Source organism: Variovorax sp. PMC12 (assembly GCF_003019815.1).
In the GTDB taxonomy this organism is placed as follows: domain Bacteria; phylum Pseudomonadota; class Gammaproteobacteria; order Burkholderiales; family Burkholderiaceae_C; genus Variovorax.
The window spans coordinates 2552488-2569392 of sequence record NZ_CP027773.1 but is presented as its reverse complement, the minus strand read 5'-3'; the positions used below and the strand labels follow the sequence as shown (position 1 = coordinate 2569392).

General features: G+C 66.4%; 17 protein-coding genes. 11 read left to right on the top strand and 6 right to left on the bottom strand.

The features are described 5' to 3' along the window. The first annotated feature begins 23 nt into the window (after nt 1–23). Both C4F17_RS11910 and C4F17_RS11905 read left to right on the top strand, forming a co-directional pair. Nucleotides 24–1328 (top strand): hypothetical protein, encoded by a 1305-nt coding sequence (locus C4F17_RS11910; RefSeq protein ID WP_442805201.1) that lies wholly within the window; start codon nt 24–26, stop codon nt 1326–1328. A gap of 32 nt (nt 1329–1360) precedes the next feature. After that, nucleotides 1361–2335, top strand: a complete 975-nt coding sequence (locus C4F17_RS11905) for a tripartite tricarboxylate transporter substrate-binding protein (RefSeq protein WP_106935356.1) — start codon at nt 1361–1363, stop codon at nt 2333–2335. Between the two features lie 40 nt (nt 2336–2375). On the opposite strand, the gene C4F17_RS11900 is transcribed toward C4F17_RS11905, so the two are convergent. After that, on the bottom strand, nt 2376–3086 hold the full coding sequence (locus C4F17_RS11900) for a FadR/GntR family transcriptional regulator (protein ID WP_106937522.1): 711 nt from the start codon (nt 3084–3086) through the stop codon (nt 2376–2378). 262 nt (nt 3087–3348) lie between these two features. Between C4F17_RS11900 and C4F17_RS11895 the strand changes: the two genes are divergently transcribed. From C4F17_RS11895 to C4F17_RS11860, 8 genes are all read left to right on the top strand, one after another. Then, nucleotides 3349–4410 (top strand): porin, encoded by a 1062-nt coding sequence (locus C4F17_RS11895; protein ID WP_409196341.1) that lies wholly within the window; start codon nt 3349–3351, stop codon nt 4408–4410. A gap of 102 nt (nt 4411–4512) precedes the next feature. Beyond that, a complete protein-coding gene (locus tag C4F17_RS11890; RefSeq protein ID WP_106935354.1) occupies nt 4513–5388 on the top strand; it encodes an amidohydrolase family protein in 876 nt (291 codons plus the stop codon). Nucleotides 5389–5395: 7 nt separating this feature from the next. Next, on the top strand, nt 5396–6907 hold the full coding sequence (locus C4F17_RS11885) for a sugar ABC transporter ATP-binding protein (RefSeq protein ID WP_106935353.1): 1512 nt from the start codon (nt 5396–5398) through the stop codon (nt 6905–6907). 18 nt (nt 6908–6925) lie between these two features. Further along, complete coding sequence (locus C4F17_RS11880; protein ID WP_106935352.1) at nt 6926–7951, top strand: ABC transporter permease; 1026 nt, start codon at nt 6926–6928, stop codon at nt 7949–7951. Between the two features lie 30 nt (nt 7952–7981). After that, entirely contained in the window at nt 7982–8938 is a 957-nt protein-coding gene (locus tag C4F17_RS11875; protein ID WP_081265793.1) for an ABC transporter substrate-binding protein, read from the top strand. 2 nt (nt 8939–8940) lie between these two features. Beyond that, nucleotides 8941–10218, top strand: a complete 1278-nt coding sequence (locus C4F17_RS11870; protein WP_106935351.1) for an L-fuconate dehydratase — start codon at nt 8941–8943, stop codon at nt 10216–10218. Between the two features lie 28 nt (nt 10219–10246). Next, on the top strand, nt 10247–11023 hold the full coding sequence (locus tag C4F17_RS11865; RefSeq protein ID WP_106935350.1) for an SDR family oxidoreductase: 777 nt from the start codon (nt 10247–10249) through the stop codon (nt 11021–11023). A 21-nt stretch (nt 11024–11044) separates the two neighbouring features. Next, complete coding sequence (locus tag C4F17_RS11860) at nt 11045–11374, top strand: L-rhamnose mutarotase (protein ID WP_106935349.1); 330 nt, start codon at nt 11045–11047, stop codon at nt 11372–11374. Nucleotides 11375–11428: 54 nt separating this feature from the next. Here C4F17_RS11860 and C4F17_RS11855 read toward each other — a convergent pair whose 3' ends face one another. From C4F17_RS11855 to C4F17_RS11835, 5 genes are all read right to left on the bottom strand, one after another. Further along, nucleotides 11429–12022 (bottom strand): hypothetical protein, encoded by a 594-nt coding sequence (locus C4F17_RS11855; protein ID WP_081265797.1) that lies wholly within the window; start codon nt 12020–12022, stop codon nt 11429–11431. Between the two features lie 77 nt (nt 12023–12099). Next, nucleotides 12100–13440, bottom strand: coding sequence for an MFS family transporter (locus tag C4F17_RS11850; protein ID WP_106935348.1), 1341 nt, complete (start codon nt 13438–13440; stop codon nt 12100–12102). A gap of 121 nt (nt 13441–13561) precedes the next feature. Beyond that, a complete protein-coding gene (locus C4F17_RS11845) occupies nt 13562–14719 on the bottom strand; it encodes an alpha-hydroxy acid oxidase (RefSeq protein ID WP_106935347.1) in 1158 nt (385 codons plus the stop codon). 109 nt (nt 14720–14828) lie between these two features. Next, nucleotides 14829–15716: a LysR substrate-binding domain-containing protein gene (locus C4F17_RS11840; protein WP_106935346.1), complete on the bottom strand. Its 888-nt coding sequence runs from the start codon at nt 15714–15716 to the stop codon at nt 14829–14831. Between the two features lie 65 nt (nt 15717–15781). Continuing rightward, entirely contained in the window at nt 15782–16372 is a 591-nt protein-coding gene (locus tag C4F17_RS11835; protein ID WP_106935345.1) for a TetR/AcrR family transcriptional regulator, read from the bottom strand. A gap of 86 nt (nt 16373–16458) precedes the next feature. Between C4F17_RS11835 and C4F17_RS11830 the strand changes: the two genes are divergently transcribed. After that, nucleotides 16459–16872: a nuclear transport factor 2 family protein gene (locus tag C4F17_RS11830; RefSeq protein ID WP_106935344.1), complete on the top strand. Its 414-nt coding sequence runs from the start codon at nt 16459–16461 to the stop codon at nt 16870–16872. The last annotated feature ends 33 nt before the right edge of the window (nt 16873–16905 follow it).

Sequence of the window (16905 nt, the reverse complement as noted above, 5' to 3'; positions counted from 1 at the left end):
TCGCGCTGATCGGCGCGGCGCCGATGCTTTCCGCGCACGCGGCGCCCACCGGACCCCAGGCGGCTGCATGCCCGTCGCCGGTGCCGGAAGCCACCCGCTGCTATACCGGTGAGGACAGCGCGGGCGCCCTCTACTGGATCGCCATTCCGGGCGGCTGGGCGAACGACGCGAACCGCGTGCTCGTGATGCACGCCCACGGCGGCCCCGAGACCGGCCCGCCCAAGCTCGAGCGCAGCGAGGAAGACCTCAAGCGCTGGGCCGTCACCGTGAAGGCCGGCTATGCCTGGGCCGGCTCCACCTACCGGCGCGGCGGCTACGGCGTGACCATGGCTGCCGAAGACACCGAGCGGCTGCGCCAGATCTTCGTGCGCCACTTCGGCCAGCCGCATCGCACGCTGCTGCACGGGCAGAGCTACGGCGCAGGCGTGGCGGCGAAGGCGGCCGAACTGTATGCGCCCGCGGGCGGAGCCAAGAGCCCCTACGACGGCCTGATGCTCACCAGCGGCGTGCTCGGCGGCGGCAACAGCGCCTACGACTTCCGGCTCGACCTGCGCGTCGTGTACCAGTACGTCTGCCACAACCATCCGAAGCCCGACGAGCCGCAGTACCCGCTGTGGATGGGCCTGCCGCTCGACTCGAAGCTCACCCGCGCCGACCTTGCCGCGCGCGTGAAGGAATGCACCGGCGTCGGCCTGCCCGCCGCGCAGCGCACGCCGGAGCAGGCCGCGCGGCTGAAGACCATTCTTTCGGTCGTGAAGATCCAGGAGCGCTCGCTGCTCGGCCACCTGACGTGGGCCACCTGGCTGTTCCAGGACCTGGTGCAGAAGCGTCTCGGCGGGCGCAACCCCTTCGGCAACATCGGCGCGGTCTACAGCGGCTCGGCCGACGATGCGGCGCTCAATGCCGGCGTGCTGCGCTACGCGGCCGACCCGCAGGCCAAGGGCGCGCTGGCGGCCGACAGCCAGCCCACAGGGCGCACGTCGCTGCCGACCGTGGGCCTGCATGCGATAGACGACCCCACGGCATTCGTCGAGTTGGAGAACGCGTACCGCCGCATCCGCGACGCGGCCGGCACCGGCAGCCTGCTGGTGCAGAGCTTCAGCAGCGAGCGCGAGCACAGCTACCTGAGCGATTCGGAATACCCGGCGCTCTTCGCCGCACTGCTCGACTGGATCGACAAGGGCGAGAAGCCCACGCCCGAAGGCCTCGCGCAGCGGTGCAGGGCATTGATGCCGCGCTACGACACCGACGGCAGGAACGGCTGCCACATCCAGCCGCAATGGCAGCCGCCCGCGCTCGAGAGCCGCGTGCCTTCGCGCGCGCCCTGAATTTCTTTTTTTGACAACGCAACGGAGACTTCATGAAAAAACTGTTCGCCCTCGCGGCGATCGCCATTGCCGCCGGCGCGCACGCGCAGGACTTCCCGGCCGGCAAGTCGATCACCATCGTCGTGCCCTTCGCGGCCGGCGGCCCGACCGACCGCGTCGCGCGCGACCTGGCTGAGGCGCTGCGCAAGCCGCTGGGCGGCGGCACGGTGATCATCGACAACGTGCCCGGCGCCGGCAGTTCCATCGGCGCGGCCAAGGTTGCGCGCGCCACGCCCGACGGCTACACGCTGCTGCTCAACCACATCGCGATGGCCACCGTGCCGAGCCTGGTGCGCAACCTGCCGTTCAAGGTGGAGAGCGACTTCGAATACCTGGGCATCGTCAACGACGTGCCGATGACGCTCATCTCCAAGCCGAGCATCCCCGCCACCAACTACAAGGAGCTGACGAGCTGGATCGCGGCCAACAAGGGCGAGATCAACATCGGCAATGCCGGCGTGGGTTCGGCCTCGCACCTGTGCGGGCTGCTCTACCAGAGCGCCACCAAGACCGAGATGACCGCCGTTCCCTACAAGGGCACCGCACCGGCCATCACCGACCTGATCGGCGGGCAGATCGACCTGCTGTGCGACCAGACCACCAACACCACGCCGCAGATCCAGTCCGGCAAGGTCAAGGCCTTTGCCGTGACCACGCCCAGGCGGCTCGCGCTGCCGGCGCTGAAAGACCTGCCCACGCTCGACGAGGCGGGCCTGAAGAACTTCCAGGTCACGATCTGGCACGGCCTGTATGCGCCCAAGGGCACGCCCGCGCCGGTGCTGAAGAAGCTGAGCGATGCGGTGAAGACGGCGCTGAAAGACCCCGACTTCATCCACCGCGAGGAACTGCTGGGCGCCGTGGTGGCGACCGACGGGCGCATCGAGCCCGCGGGCCACAAGAAGTTCGTGGCGGAAGAAATCGCCAAGTGGACGCCGATCATCAAGGCGGCCGGCGTGTACGCCGAATAGCCGTACCGCGCCGCGCTTCAGCGATGGGCGCAGGCGCCGGTCAGGGCACGGATGCCTGCGTTTCCCCCGTCCATCGCGCATGCGATGCGCTCAGGTGATGAAGCATCGCCGCCACGGCGGCTTGAGGGTCCCGCGCCTCCAGCGCGCGGTAGATGGCCTCGTGCTCGGCGAACGCGGCCTTCCAGGCCTGCGAGTCTTCGGTGCTTGCGCTCATGCGCGACGAGATCGGGCTGTGCCGCCCGTCGAAAAGCTCTCCCACGAGCCGTACAAGGACGGAGTTCTCCGTCATCTCCGCAATGGCGAGGTGAAAACGCCGGTCGTTCTCTAGCTGCGACCGGCCGTGGAGGCCGTCCTGGCGCATGTCTTCCAGGCAGTTCTTCACGCGCTCGAGCTGCTGTGAAGTGACGCGGGCCGACGCCAGCGTCACCACGGAGCCTTCGAGCATGGCGCGGGCCTGCATCATTTCAGAAGGGCTCTCGCCGACCGCCGGCGTTGCGCGCTCGGACGTGTCTTGCGACGCGCAGACATAGACGCCCGAACCCATCCGTATCTCTATGCGCCCGTCGATCTCCAGGGCGATCAGCGCTTCGCGCAGCGAAGGCCGCGACACACCCAGCTGCAAGGCGAGTTCCCGCTCCGGAGGCAAGCGCGCGCCGGGCGGCAGGTTGCCCTCCCGGATGAAGGTCCGGATCTGGTCCGCGATCTGCTGATAGAGGCGCCGGGTGTCGGCGGGTTTGGCGGGAGGAAGCATTTGGATCTGTGCCCAGCGGCGCAGCGAGGCTATCTGGTCATGCCAGTTTGACACTGTAAATACAGTCAATCTGCGTCCGCCACCCTTGTTTTCCACGGGAAAACCCGAAAAGGGTTTGTTCTGGTAAGGCCAATTCGGCAATATGGCAAAGTGGTCATGCCAATTGGTAAGGCCAAAAAGCTGTCACACACCAGGGACCTTGACCGGTCGCCTCATACCCCGTTCAGGAACAACAAAAGGAGACGAGAAGATGACGAAGAAGCTGAATTCCCGATCCATCGCCAACGCCGGCGTCGCATGTGTCTGCCTCGGGCTCGGCGCGACGAGCGCGCAGGCCCAAAGCAGCGTGACTCTCTACGGCCGCGCGGTTGCCGGTGTCGACTACCAGAACAACATCGCCGACAAGTCCGGCCGCGGCGGCGGCACCCTGTGGCGTCACGCCGGCAACCAGTGGGGTACCAGCATGCTGGGAATCAAGGGCACGGAGGACCTGGGCGGCGGCATGACCGCACTGTTCGTGCTCGAAGGTGGTTTCGACCTGCCTGCCGCCAAGCCCAACGGCGCCGACCTGCTGCTCAACCGGCGCGCGTATGTCGGCCTGCAGGACTACTGGGGCAAGCTGGTCTTCGGCAAGAACCTGTCGATCTCCAACGACGTCTGGTATCTCGACCCGACGGGCCAGCAGTTCATCGGCACCGCCACGCTGGTGCGCGGGCGCAACTGGCAGGGCAACGACAACGGCATCGAATACACCACGCCGACCTGGGGCGGCTTCAGTGCCACCCTGCAGACCGGGCTCGGCGAGCAGACCGACGGCTTCAGCAAGCTGCGCAAGGACGGCGTCTCGCTGGTCTATGCCGCGCCTTCGTTCGAAGTGCGTGCCATCTACGACGTGGCGCGCGACAAGAACGGCAAGTACTCGGACCTGTTCCTCACGTCGAAGGAACTCACGCTCGGCGGTACCGCGACCTTCGATGCATTGAAGCTGTTCGCCGGCTACCAGCGCCTGTCCGCGCCCGATGCACCGCTCACCGCGCCGAGCAAGGCCAACCACTACTGGGTCGGCGCCAACTACCAGGTCACGCCCTGGCTCACCATGATCGGCTCCGTGTTCCGCGTCACGCAGAACCGCAACGCCGGCAGCGCCAACCTGTACATGCTGGGCGCCAACTATGCGTTGTCCAGGCGCACCTTGCTCTATGCATCGGTGGGCAAGGTCTACAACAGCTCGACGGCCAACTTCTCGGTGGAAGCCACCAACAACAACCCGCCCGCGGGCGGCCGGCAATCGGGCACGTACTTCGGTATCAGCCATACGTTCTAACGCCAAGCCGCATTGCCGTTCGCATCGATTGACGACGGCCTCGCGATCTGAATGAATAGCCCCGCCATGGACCCCAGCCCAGCTGCCGACGATTGGAAACGCATGGTCACACGCATCGACTCGCACCAGCACTTCTGGCAGCCCGCGCGCGGCGACTACACGTGGCTGCGCGCCGACGTGCCGGCGCTGGAGCTGCTGGTGCGCGACTTCATGCCGCAAGACCTGATGCCGCTCATGCAAGCGCATGGCGTGACGCGGACCGTGCTGGTGCAGGCGGCCGACTCCGAAGCCGAGACCGGCTTCATGCATGAGCTCGCGGCCGCGCACGACATCATCGGCGGCGTGGTCGGCTGGGTCGACCTGGGCCGGCCCGAAGCCGCCGCATCGCTGGAGCGCATGGCGCGGCATCCGAAGTTCAAGGGCGTGCGGCCGATGCTGCAGGACCTGCCCGATGACGACTGGATCGCGCGCATGCCGCATCCCGATGCGGTGCGCGCGCTCGTGCGGCTCGGGCTGCGCTTCGATGCGCTGGTGAAGCCGAGGCACCTGTCGCCGCTGCTGCGCTTTCTGAAGGACTGGCCGCGGTTGCCCGTGGTGATCGACCACGGCGCCAAGCCGCCGGTGGGTGCGCACGGTAGCGAAGCCTTTGCGCAGTGGCGCAAGGAGATCGCCGCAGTCGCTGCGCTGCCGCAGGTGTGCTGCAAGTTCTCGGGCCTCTGGGGCGAGGCGCCGCAGTCGACGCACGGCAGCGTCGAGGCGGCCGTGCGCGTGGTGCGCCCGGTATGGGAGCACCTGCTCGAATGCTTCGGACCCGCTCGCCTGATGTGGGGCAGCGACTGGCCGGTCCTCACGCTGGCCGGCGACTACGCGGGCTGGATCTCGGTGAGCGAAAACCTCATCGGACAGCTGTCGGCCGACGAACAGGCGCAAGTCTGGCGAGGCACCGCGCAGCGCTTCTACGACATTGCCACGGACTGAACGCGCCATGCCATCCATCGTCACCATCCGCGACCTCTGCAAGTCATTTGCCGGCGTGCGCGCGCTCGACAAGGCGCAGTTCGATCTGCAGCCAGGCGAGGTGCATGCCATCATGGGCGAGAACGGCGCCGGCAAGTCCACGCTGATGAAAGTGCTCGCGGGCGTCTACAGCAAGGACTCCGGCGAGGTGCTGCTCGACGGCCAGCCCGTGGACATCGACAGCCCGCGCGCTGCGCAGGCGCTGGGCATCGGCATCATCCATCAGGAGCTCAACCTGATGAACCACCTGAGCGCGGCGCAGAACATCTTCATCGGCCGCGAGCCGCGCGGGCGCCTGGGACTGTTCATCGACGAGGAGGTCATGCGCGCGGAAACGCAACGCATCTTCGAGCGCATGAACCTGCGGCTCGACCCGCGCACGCCGGTGGGCGAACTCACGGTGGCCAGGCAGCAGATGGTGGAGATCGCCAAGGCGCTGTCCTTCGACTCGCGCGTGCTCATCATGGACGAGCCCACCGCCGCGCTGAACAACGAGGAAGTGGCCGACCTGTTCCGCATCATCGGGCAGCTCAAGTCGCAGGGCGTGGCGGTGGTCTACATCTCGCACAAGATGGACGAGCTCAAGCGCATTGCCGACCGCGTGACCGTGATGCGCGACGGCCAGTACATCGCCACCGTGCCCATGGCCGAGACGCCGATGGACTCGCTCATCGCCATGATGGTGGGGCGCCGGCTCACCGACGTGGAAAACGAATTTCCCGACACCTCGGGCAACGAAGTGGTGCTGGAAGCACGGGGCATCTGCCGCGGCACCATGGTGCGCAACGCCAGCTTCGTGCTGCGCAAGGGCGAGATCCTGGGCTTTGCGGGGCTGATGGGCGCGGGGCGCACCGAGCTTGCACGCGCCGTGTTCGGCGCGGACCGCATCGATGCCGGCGAGGTCTTCGTGCGCGGAAGGAAAGTGTCCATCCGCTCGCCCGAAGACGCGGTGGCGCACGGCATCGGCTATCTCTCGGAAGACCGAAAGCATTTCGGCCTGGCCACCGGCATGGACGTGGAGACCAACATTGCGCTGCCGAACATGAAGCGTTTCCTGTCGATGGGCATGTTCATCGACCAGGCCGCCATCAGCGCGGCGGGCGAGCGCTTCGTGAAGCAGCTCAACATCAAGACGCCCTCGACCCAGCAGCAGGTGCGGCTGCTCTCCGGCGGCAACCAGCAGAAGATCGTGATTGCCAAGTGGCTGCTGCGCGACTGCGGCGTGCTCTTCTTCGACGAGCCCACGCGCGGCATCGACGTGGGCGCCAAGGCCGAGATCTACCGCCTGCTCAACGCGCTGGCAGAACAGGGCAAGGCCATCGTGATCATCTCTTCGGAGTTGCCCGAGATATTGCGCATGAGCCACCGCGTGCTGGTGATGTGCGAAGGCCGCATCACCGGCGAACTGGCGGGGCGCGAAGCCTCGCAGGAAAAGATCATGCAGCTCGCCACCCGGCGCGAAGCCGCCACCGCCACCTGACGACACTGGAGACACCCCTTGACGACCCCCACCGCCACCACCGCTGCCACGCCCGGCTTCTCGCTGAAGGCACGGCTCTTTCGTCCGGCCACGCGGCAGAAGATGCTGGCCTTTGCCAGCCTGATCGTGCTGATGGTGTTCTTCAGCATCGCGTCGCCGCAGTTCCTGCAGGCCGACAACCTGGTGAGCATTCTCCAGTCGACCGCGGTGAACGGCGTGCTGGCGATTGCCTGCACCTTCGTCATCATCACTTCGGGCATCGACCTGTCGGTGGGCACGCTGATGACCTTCTGCGCCGTCATGGCCGGCGTGGTGCTCACCTACATGGGCATGCCGCTCGCGCTCGGCATTGCGGCCGCGATACTTTTCGGCGCGCTGGCGGGCTTCGTGTCGGGCGTGCTGATCGCCAAGCTCAAGATACCGCCGTTCATTGCCACGCTGGGCATGATGATGCTGCTCAAGGGCCTGTCGCTGGTGATCTCGGGCACCAAGCCGATCTACTTCAACGACACGCCGGGCTTCACCGTCATCTCGCAGGACTCGCTGATCGGCTACCTGGTTCCGTCGCTGCCGATTCCGAATGCGGTGCTCATCCTGTTCCTGGTGGCCGTTGCCGCCAGCATCGTGCTCAACAAGACCATCCTCGGGCGCTACACCTTCGCGCTCGGCAGCAATGAGGAAGCGGTGCGGCTCTCCGGCGTGAACACCGATTTCTGGAAAGTGCTGGTCTACACGGTGAGCGGCGGCATCTGCGGCATAGCAGGTCTGCTGATTGCCTCGCGCCTGAACTCCGCGCAGCCTGCGCTGGGGCAGGGCTACGAACTCGATGCGATTGCTGCGGTGGTCATCGGCGGCACGTCGCTCAGCGGTGGCACCGGCACCATCGTCGGCACCATCATCGGCGCCTTCATCATGAGCGTGCTGACCAACGGCCTGCGCATTCTTTCGGTCGCGCAGGAGTGGCAGACCGTGGTCACGGGCGTGATCATCATTCTTGCCGTGTACGCGGACATCCTTCGCCGGCGCGGCGGCAGCAGGCACTGAGCTGATTTTCACAACCACAGGAGACATCGAATGATCCAGAGAAGAGCAGTCACCACCACGCTGGGCGCGGCCCTCATCGGCCTGTCGGGCTTTGCGGCGCACGCGCAGCAGGCACAGGAGGTCTACATCCCGCTCGTGTCCAAGGGCTTCCAGCACCAGTTCTGGCAGGCCGTGAAGTCGGGCGCCGAGCAGGCCGCGAAAGACTTCAAGGTCAAGGTCACTTTCGAAGGCCCCGAGACCGAGGCGATGGTCGACAAGCAGATCGACATGCTCTCCGCCGCGCTGGCCAAGAAGCCGCAGGCCATCGGCTTTGCCGCGCTCGACAGCCAGGCCGCCATTCCGCTGCTGAAGAAGGCGCAGGCCGCGAAGATTCCCGTGGTGGCCTTCGACTCCGGCGTGGACAGCGACATACCCGTCACCACCACGACCACCGACAACAAGGCCGCCGCCGCGCTGGCCGCCGACAAGATGGCCGAGCTGATCGGCAAGAGCGGCGAAGTGGCGCTGGTGGTGCACGACCAGACCAGCCGCACCGGCGTGGACCGGCGCGACGGCTTCGTCAACCGCATCAAGTCGGCCTACCCCAACATCAAGATCGTGAGCGTGCAGTACGGCGGCGGCGACCAGCTCAAGTCGACCGAGATCACCAAGTCGATCCTGCAGGCATCGCCCAACCTCAAGGGCATCTTCGGCGCCAACGAGGGCTCCGCCATCGGCGTGGTCAACGGCGTGAAGGAGATGAAGCGCAACGGCAAGGTCGTGATCATCGGCTACGACTCCGGCAAGCAGCAGAAGAACGCGATCATGGACGGCAGCATGGCCGGCGCCATCACGCAGAATCCGGTGGGCATGGGCTACAAGACCGTGGAGATGGCGGTGAAGGCGATCAAGGGCGAGAAGCTGCCGAAGGTGGTGGACACCGGGTTCTTCTGGTACGACAAGACCAACATCGCCGACCCCAAGATCGCGGCCGTACTGTACGACTGAACATGACCACAGTCCGATCGATGCGCGTGCTCGACGTGCGCTTTCCCACCTCGCAGCAGCTCGACGGTTCCGACGCGATGAACCCCGACCCGGATTATTCGGCGGCGTATGTCGTGCTCGAAACCGACCAGCCGGGGCTCGAGGGCCACGGCCTCACATTCACCATCGGACGCGGCAACGAAATCTGCTGCGCCGCCATCGAGGCCATGCGCCACCTGGTGGTGGGGCTCGACCTTGCATGGGTGGCGCAGGACATGGGGCGCTTCTGGCGCCACGTGACCTCCGACAGCCAGCTGCGATGGATCGGCCCGGACAAGGGCGCGATCCACCTGGCCACCGGCGCGGTCGTCAACGCGATGTGGGACCTGTGGGCCAAGTCCGAAGGCAAGCCCGTGTGGCAGCTGGTGGCCGACATGAGCCCCGAGGCGTTCGTGCGCTGCATCGACTTCCGCTACATCACCGACTGCATCACGCCCGACGAGGCGCTGGCGCTCGTCACCGAAGCCGCGAAGGGAAAGGCCGGGCGCATCGCCACGCTGAAGGCCGAGGGCTACCCCTGCTACACCACGTCAGCCGGCTGGCTCGGCTACTCCGACGAGAAGCTGCGCACGCTTGCGCAGGAGGCCGTGGACGCCGGCTTCAACCACATCAAGCTCAAGGTGGGGCGCGACCTGCAGGACGACGTCCGCCGCCTGACGGTGGCGCGCGAGGTGCTCGGCCCCGAGCGCCACCTGATGATCGACGCCAACCAGGTCTGGGAAGTCGACCAGGCCATCGACTGGGTGCGGCAACTCTCCTTTGCCAGGCCGTGGTTCATCGAGGAGCCCACCAGCCCCGACGACGTCGAGGGCCACCGCAAGATCCGCAAAGGCGTGGCGCCCGTGAAGGTGGCCACGGGCGAGATGTGCCAGAACCGCATCATGTTCAAGCAGTTCATCATGCGCGGCGGCATCGACGTGGTGCAGATCGACGCATGCCGCCTCGGCGGCGTGAACGAGATCCTTGCCGTGATGCTCATGGCCGCGAAGTACAAGCTGCCCGTGTGCCCGCATGCCGGCGGCGTGGGCCTGTGCGAATACGTGCAGCACCTGTCGATGATCGACTACCTCTGCATCTCCGGTACGCGCGAAGGCCGCGTGGTCGAGTACGTCGACCATCTGCACGAGCACTTCATCGAACCCTGCGAGATCCGCAATGCGGCCTACATGCCGCCGAAGGGCGCGGGCTTCTCCATCACCATGAAGCCCGAATCGCTGGAACGCTACCGCTTTCGCGGATGAACAGAAAACAGAAAGGCACTGCACGACCATGGACCTCCATCTGAAAGACAAGGTGGTGCTCGTCACCGGCGGCGGCAGCGGCATTGGCGCTGCCATCTCGATGACGCTGGCGAGCGAGGGCGCGGTGCCGGTGATCTGCGGCAAGAACCCGCTCGATGCGCCGTTCGAAGAAGCGCTGCGCGCGCTGCAGCCGCGCATGCGCTTCTTCCAGTTCGAGCTGATGGAGGAGGCGGCTTGCGCCAAGGCCGTGGCCGACACCGCCGCGGAGTTCGGCCGCATCGACGGGCTGGTCAACAACGCCGGCGTGAACGACAGCGTGGGCCTGGAAGCCGGGCGCGAGGCCTTCGTCGGTTCGCTCGAACGCAACCTCATCCACTGCTACGTGATGGCGCACTACTGCCTGCCGCACCTGAAGGCGAGCAGGGGCGCGATCGTCAACATCTCGTCGAAGACGGCGGTGACCGGCCAGGGCAACACCAGCGGCTACACCGCTGCCAAGGGCGCGCAACTTTCGCTGACCCGCGAGTGGGCCGCGTCATTGCGGGAAGACGGCGTGCGCGTGAACGCGGTGATTCCCGCCGAAGTGATGACACCGCTCTACCAGCGATGGATATCGGGCTTCGACGAGCCCGACCGCAAGCTGGAAGAGATCACCAGCAAGATTCCGCTGGGGCACCGCATGACCACCCCGCAGGAGATTGCGGACAACGTCGTGTTCCTGCTGTCGGAGCGCGCTTCGCACACGACGGGGCAGTGGGTGTTCGTGGACGGCGGGTATACGCACCTGGACCGAGCGTTGACCTGATTTTCTTGGACTGGAGTTTTCATGCGCCATTGCCTTGCCCTCGATCTCAAGGACGACCCGGCGTTGATTGCCGAGTACGAGGCGTATCACCGCGAGATATGGCCCGAGGTGCGCGCGCATCTTGTCGCGCATGGCGTGATTGCGATGGAGATCTATCGGCTGGGCACGCGGATGGTGATGCTGATGGAGACGGACGACGCGCGGTATGACGCGGAGGCGATGGCGCTGGCTTCGAAGAGCGACCCGAAGATCAGGGAGTGGGAGGAGCTGATGTGGAAGTTTCAGGCGGCTACGCCCTGGACGCCTGTGGGGGAGAAGTGGGTGGGGATGGCGCGGATATTTGAGTTGTGAGAACGCAGGAAGAAAGCCCTTGCGAGCACGCCGAGAAGCACTTCTAGGCGCTGCCTACTTCTGCGCCTGCGCAAGCTCCGCACGAAACGCCTCCATAGGCGGCCTCACCAAAGCACTGGCCTGCTCAGCAAACTCCTTCACCGGCGCCCACTTGTGCCCCCGCCCATCCAGAGACAAGTCATAAGCCCGCTGCAGATGCGCCAGCAGCTTCCTCGAAGCCGACTGCGCCGCCAATAGCGCATCGATCGCACGCGGGGTTTCGAAGCGCAGGTGGTCCACATTCGCCAGCGCCGACGTGATGCCTTCGACTTCGAGCGACAGGTGAAGCAGGTCGAGCGCGGTTTCGTCGGGGTGCGACTTGACCTTCTCCGCGACCACATAAACCGCGTTGATCAGTTGCAGCGCCCCCTGGTGCATCGAAAGCCGGGCCGCCAGCTTGCGTGCCTCGCGGCGCTGCATCTCCAGCGTGTGCTGACGCTGCACGACCCACAGCCCCAGGCCGATGGCGGTGACGGAGCCGAAGGCCTGGGCCCAGGCTGCCCAGTCGCCGGTGGCGGCTGGTGGATAGGCCGCGAACACGCCGATCAGCGCGCCGTAGACGAGCACGGCAACGCCGCACACCATGGCTGTTTCCAGCTTTGACTTCATGCCTCTTTCCTCTAGGAGGCGGAAGTATGTCCCCTTGGTTCGGGTCTGAATTGCCCGAACAAAGGGGTTTTGCACCCTCAGTGATCGTGATGCAGGTAGCTGGCTTGCCGCGGCAGGCGCAGGCTGACGACGAAGGCGAGGACCATCATCGCGCTCACGTACCAGAAGAAGGCCGACTCGTGGCCCAGCGACTTTAGGCCCAGCGCCACGTACTCCGCCGAGCCGCCGAAGATGGCGTTCGCCACCGCGTAGGCCAGCCCGACGCCCAGCGCGCGCACTTCGGGCGGGAACATCTCGGCCTTCACGATGCCGCTGATCGAGGTGTAGAAGCTCACGATGGCCAGGGCCAAGATGATGAGCACGAAGGCCAGCACCGGGCTGGTGGTGTGCTGCAGGGCCGTGAGAATGGGCACCGTGGCCAGCGCACCCAGTCCGCCGAACAGCAGCATGTTGTTGCGCCGCCCGATGCGATCCGACAGCGCGCCGAACACCGGCTGCATGCACATGTAGACGAACAGCGCGCCGGTCATGACGTAGCTCGCCGTCTTGATCGGCAGGTGCACCGTGTTCACCAGGTACTTCTGCATGTAGGTGGTGAAGGTATAGAAGATGAGCGAGCCACCGGCGGTGTAGCCCAGCACCGTCAGGAACGCAGGCGTGTGGTGCTTGAAGAGGCCCGCGATGCTGCCGGCCTCCTTGTTCTCCCGGGCCTCGGCGCTCTGCGTTTCATGCAGCGTGCGGCGCAGCAGCAGCGCGACCACGGCGGCGATGGCGCCGATGACGAACGGAATGCGCCAGCCCCACGCCTTGAGCTCGGCCTCGGTCAGCATCTGCTCGAGCGCCACGATGACCAGCACCGCCAGCAGTTGGCCGCCGATCAGCGTGACGTACTGGAACGAAGAGAAGAAGCCGCGCTGCCCGCGCAGCGCGACCTCGCTCATGTAGGTGGCGGTGGTGCCGTATTCGCCGCCCACCGACAGGCCCTGGAACAGGCGGCAGATGAGCAGCAGGAAGGGCGCCCAGGCGCCGATCTGCGCATAGGTGGGCAGCGCCGCGATGACGAGCGAGCCGCCGCACATCATGGTGACGGAGATCAGCATCGAGGTCTTGCGCCCGAGCCGGTCGGCCACGCGGCCGAACAGCCAGCCGCCGATGGGCCGCATGAGGAAGCCGGCCGCGAACACGCCTGCGGTGTTCAGCAGTTGCGCGGTGGGGTCCGATTTGGGAAAGAAGGCCGGCGCGAAGTACAGCGCCGAGAAGGCATACACGTAGAAGTCGAACCACTCGACCAGGTTGCCCGAGGAGGCCGCCATGATCGCGAAGACGCGGTGGCGTTTTTCTTCGGCGCTGTAGTGCGGTGGGGACGAAGAAGAAGAGGAAGCCGTCTGGCCTCCATGGGTAGGCGTGACTGCGCTCATGGTGCCTTTGCCGCCGTGCGGGCGATGTTGTTGTTGCCAAAACATTCTGCGCCTGCACGTGGGGGCGCCGTGTCAGCCGGCGCCTCATCGGCCTACCTCCGAAGTGGCCTTCGCGCAGGCCCTAGAACGTGCCGGGCAGCAGGATGCTCGAATCGACGTCGTCGATGTTCGTGCGGCCGCAGAAGGCCATGGTGATGTCGAGCTCCTTCTGGATGATCTGCAGCGCGCGCGTCACGCCGGCCTCGCCGTAGGCGCCCAGCCCGTACAGGAAGCTCCGGCCGATGAGCGTGCCGCGTGCGCCCAGCGCGCGGGCCTTGAGCACGTCCTGCCCGCTGCGGATGCCGCCGTCCATCCACACCTCGATCTCGCTGCCCACCGCTTCGACGATGGCGGGCAGTGCCGCGATGGAAGAGGGCGCGCCGTCGAGCTGGCGGCCGCCGTGGTTCGACACGATGAGCGCATCGGCACCGCTGTTGGCGGCCAGGCGCGCGTCTTCCACGTCCATGATGCCCTTGAGGATGAGCTTGCCGCCCCAGAGCTTCTTGATCCACTCGACGTCGGCCCAGCTGAGCGCGGGGTCGAACTGCTCGGCGGTCCACGAAGACAGCGACGACAGGTCTTTCACGCCCTTGGCATGGCCCGCGATGTTGCCGAAGGTGCGTCGCTTCGTGCCCAGCATGCCCATGCACCAGGCCGGCTTGGTGGCGAGGTTGATGAGGTTCTTGATGGTGGGCTTGGGCGGCGCGGTGAGGCCGTTCTTGATGTCCTTGTGGCGCTGCCCCAGGATCTGAAGGTCCAGCGTGAGCTGCAGCGCGGTGACGTTGGCGGCCTTGGCGCGCTCGATCAGGCGTTCGATGAAGTCGCGGTCCTTCATGACGTAGAGCTGGAACCAGAACGGGTGGCGGCCGGTGTGCTCGGCGATGTTCTCGAGCGAGCAGATGCTCATGGTCGACAGCGTGAACGGAATGCCGAAGGCCTTGGCCGCGCGGGCGCCGAGGATCTCGCCGTCGGCGTGCTGCATGCCGGTGAGGCCGGTGGGCGCGATGGCCACGGGCATCGCGGTTTCCTGCCCGGCCATGGTGGTGCGCAGCGAGCGGCCTTCCATGTTCACCGCCACGCGCTGGCGCAGCTTGATCTTCTGGAAGTCGCTTTCGTTGGCGCGGTAGGTGCCCTCGGTCCAGGCGCCGGAGTCGGCGTAGTCGTAGAACATCTTCGGCACGCGCCGCTTGGCGATCACCCGCAGGTCTTCGATGCTGGTGATCTTGGAAAGGTCGGGCACGGTGCGTCTCCTGGATGGTCTTTGTGGGTTGGCGGGGGCTAACCGGCCATTATCGGCAGGTGCCCCGGCGGGCCATCTGAAAAAAGCGGGGGCCTCGGCTGAAAAGAATTCAGTCCCGCAGCGCCTGCCGCAGCCACTCGACGAAGGTGGCGCATTCCCAGCGCTCCATGGTGCCCGGCCGCCAGCACAGGAAGTAGGCGTTGGGCGAAGGCACGCTGCGTGGCGACAGCCGCACGAGCCGGCCATTGTCGAGCCAGGCGCTGCCGAGCTTCAGGTGCATCAGCACCACGCCGAAGTCTTCCGCCGCCGCATCGAGCGCCAGGCCCAGGTCGGTGAGCTGGTGGCCGCTGGCGGGCTCGGGCAGGCCGATGCCGCAGGCCTTGAACCAGGTGCGCCAAGACTCCAGCGGCGTGCGCAGCAACTGCGAGCGAGACACCTCGGCGTCGGTCGAGAAGCCGTCCTCGAACGGGCCGTGGCGTTGCAGGTACGCCGGGCTGCACGCGGGCGACACCTCGTCGGCCAGCAACTGGCAGAACTCGCGGTCGTGAAACGGGCCGGTGCCGAAGCGCAGCTCCAGGTCGACCTCTTCCAGTGTGGAGCTGCGCACCGGCGCCGTCACCTGCAGCATCAGCTCGATGTTCGGGTAGGTATCGCGAAAGCGCGCGAGCCGGGGCAGCAGTATCTGCCGCGAGAAGGTGGGCGTGACCGCCACGCGCAGCCGCCGCATCTGCGACGCCGGCTCGCGGCCGGGCACTTGCTGCAGTGCCGCAATGGCCTCGCGCACGCGGGCCAGGTAGGCCATGCCGTCGGCGCTGAGGCTGAAGTCGCTGCCGGTGAAGAACTTGAGTTCCAGCAGAAGCTCGAGCTGGCGGATGCGGTGGCTCACCGCGCTGGGCGTCACGCTGAGTTCCTCGGCCGCCAGGTTCACGCTGCGCAGGCGCGCGACGGCCTCGAAGGCCTGGAGGCCCTGGGTCGAGGGAAGGCGCGGTGAAACCATCTTCTTGTCGGCTAAAGCTGCGGGGTTCGATGGTATCGAACGCTCCCGGCTGCCAGTGCTCCGGCCTAGGCGACGGCGAGCGTGGCCGTCAGTGCCTGGAGCAGCCGGCGCAGGTCGTCGACGGCTTCGCGCGCCAGTGCCGCGTCGCCCATCTGCGCCTTGACGATGGCGCCGTCCACGCCCAGCGCCGCAGCCTGCGCGAGCGCCATGCGTTGCGGAACATCGGGCAGCAGGCCCGCGATGACTTCGACCATCTCGCGCTTGTGCTCGCGCGCGATGCCGGTGGCGCCGGCCACGCTGGCGCCGATCTCCACCACCGAGTTGATGAACGCGCAGCCGCGAAACGCCGGGTCGGCGAACCACTCGGCCATCACGTCGGCCAGCACCATCAGCGCCTGCCCGCCCTCGATGCGCCGTTGCGCGCCGCGCCGGCCCAGCGCGTCGACGAACCACGCCATCCACAGGCCGTGGCGGTGGTCGAGAAAGGCGCGCACCAGGTCGTCCTTCGACGGGAAGTGCCGGTAGAACGTGACCTTGGTGACGCCCGAGGTCGCAATGACGCGGTCGATGCCGGTGGCGCGGATGCCGTCGGCATAGAAGAGGTCGTGGGCGGTGAGCAGGATGCGCTCGCGCGCCGGCAGTGCGGAGATGTCCATGGTGCGATTGTAGGCATGTAGACAGGTCTGTCTACATGTGGCACATTGCGGTGCATTCCCTCTTGCCACTTCATTGAAAGACTCTCATGGAATCACGCCCCCCGCTGCCGCCCTTCACCCTCGAATCGGCCATCAAGAAGGTCCAGGCGGCCGAAGACGCCTGGAACTCGCGCGACCCCGTGCGCGTGAGCCTGGCCTACACGCCCGACACCGAGTGGCGCAACCGCGCCGAGTTCGTCAACGGCCGCGAGCAGGTGGTCGAGTTCCTCTCGCGCAAGTGGACGCGCGAGCTCGACTACCGGCTGAAGAAGCAGCTATGGGCCTTCATGGACAACCGCATCGCGGTGCGCTTCGAGTACGAGTGGCACGACGACGCGGGCCAGTGGTATCGCAGCCACGGCAACGAGAACTGGGAGTTCGCGGAGAACGGCCTGATGCAGCGCCGCTTCGCGAGCATCAACGACCAGCCCATCAAGGAAGCGGAGCGCAAGTTGCGCTGACCTCCGGCACGGCTGTTGCTTGCTCCGGCATGT

Bases quoted from the DNA above. Each gene is read 5' to 3' on its own strand.
- C4F17_RS11840 (WP_106935346.1), bottom strand. From the start codon at position 15,716: ATGGTTTCACCGCGCCTTCCCTCGACCCAGGGCCTCCAGGCCTTCGAG.
- C4F17_RS11875 (WP_081265793.1), top strand. From the start codon at position 7,982: ATGATCCAGAGAAGAGCAGTCACCACCACGCTGGGCGCGGCCCTCATC.
- C4F17_RS11835 (WP_106935345.1), bottom strand. From the start codon at position 16,372: ATGGACATCTCCGCACTGCCGGCGCGCGAGCGCATCCTGCTCACCGCC.
- C4F17_RS11865 (WP_106935350.1), top strand. From the start codon at position 10,247: ATGGACCTCCATCTGAAAGACAAGGTGGTGCTCGTCACCGGCGGCGGC.
- C4F17_RS11905 (WP_106935356.1), top strand. From the start codon at position 1,361: ATGAAAAAACTGTTCGCCCTCGCGGCGATCGCCATTGCCGCCGGCGCG.
- C4F17_RS11850 (WP_106935348.1), bottom strand. From the start codon at position 13,440: ATGAGCGCAGTCACGCCTACCCATGGAGGCCAGACGGCTTCCTCTTCT.
- C4F17_RS11830 (WP_106935344.1), top strand. From the start codon at position 16,459: ATGGAATCACGCCCCCCGCTGCCGCCCTTCACCCTCGAATCGGCCATC.
- C4F17_RS11885 (WP_106935353.1), top strand. From the start codon at position 5,396: ATGCCATCCATCGTCACCATCCGCGACCTCTGCAAGTCATTTGCCGGC.
- C4F17_RS11910 (WP_442805201.1), top strand. From the start codon at position 24: ATGCTTTCCGCGCACGCGGCGCCCACCGGACCCCAGGCGGCTGCATGC.
- C4F17_RS11890 (WP_106935354.1), top strand. From the start codon at position 4,513: ATGGTCACACGCATCGACTCGCACCAGCACTTCTGGCAGCCCGCGCGC.
- C4F17_RS11900 (WP_106937522.1), bottom strand. From the start codon at position 3,086: ATGCTTCCTCCCGCCAAACCCGCCGACACCCGGCGCCTCTATCAGCAG.
- C4F17_RS11870 (WP_106935351.1), top strand. From the start codon at position 8,941: ATGACCACAGTCCGATCGATGCGCGTGCTCGACGTGCGCTTTCCCACC.
- C4F17_RS11860 (WP_106935349.1), top strand. From the start codon at position 11,045: ATGCGCCATTGCCTTGCCCTCGATCTCAAGGACGACCCGGCGTTGATT.
- C4F17_RS11855 (WP_081265797.1), bottom strand. From the start codon at position 12,022: ATGAAGTCAAAGCTGGAAACAGCCATGGTGTGCGGCGTTGCCGTGCTC.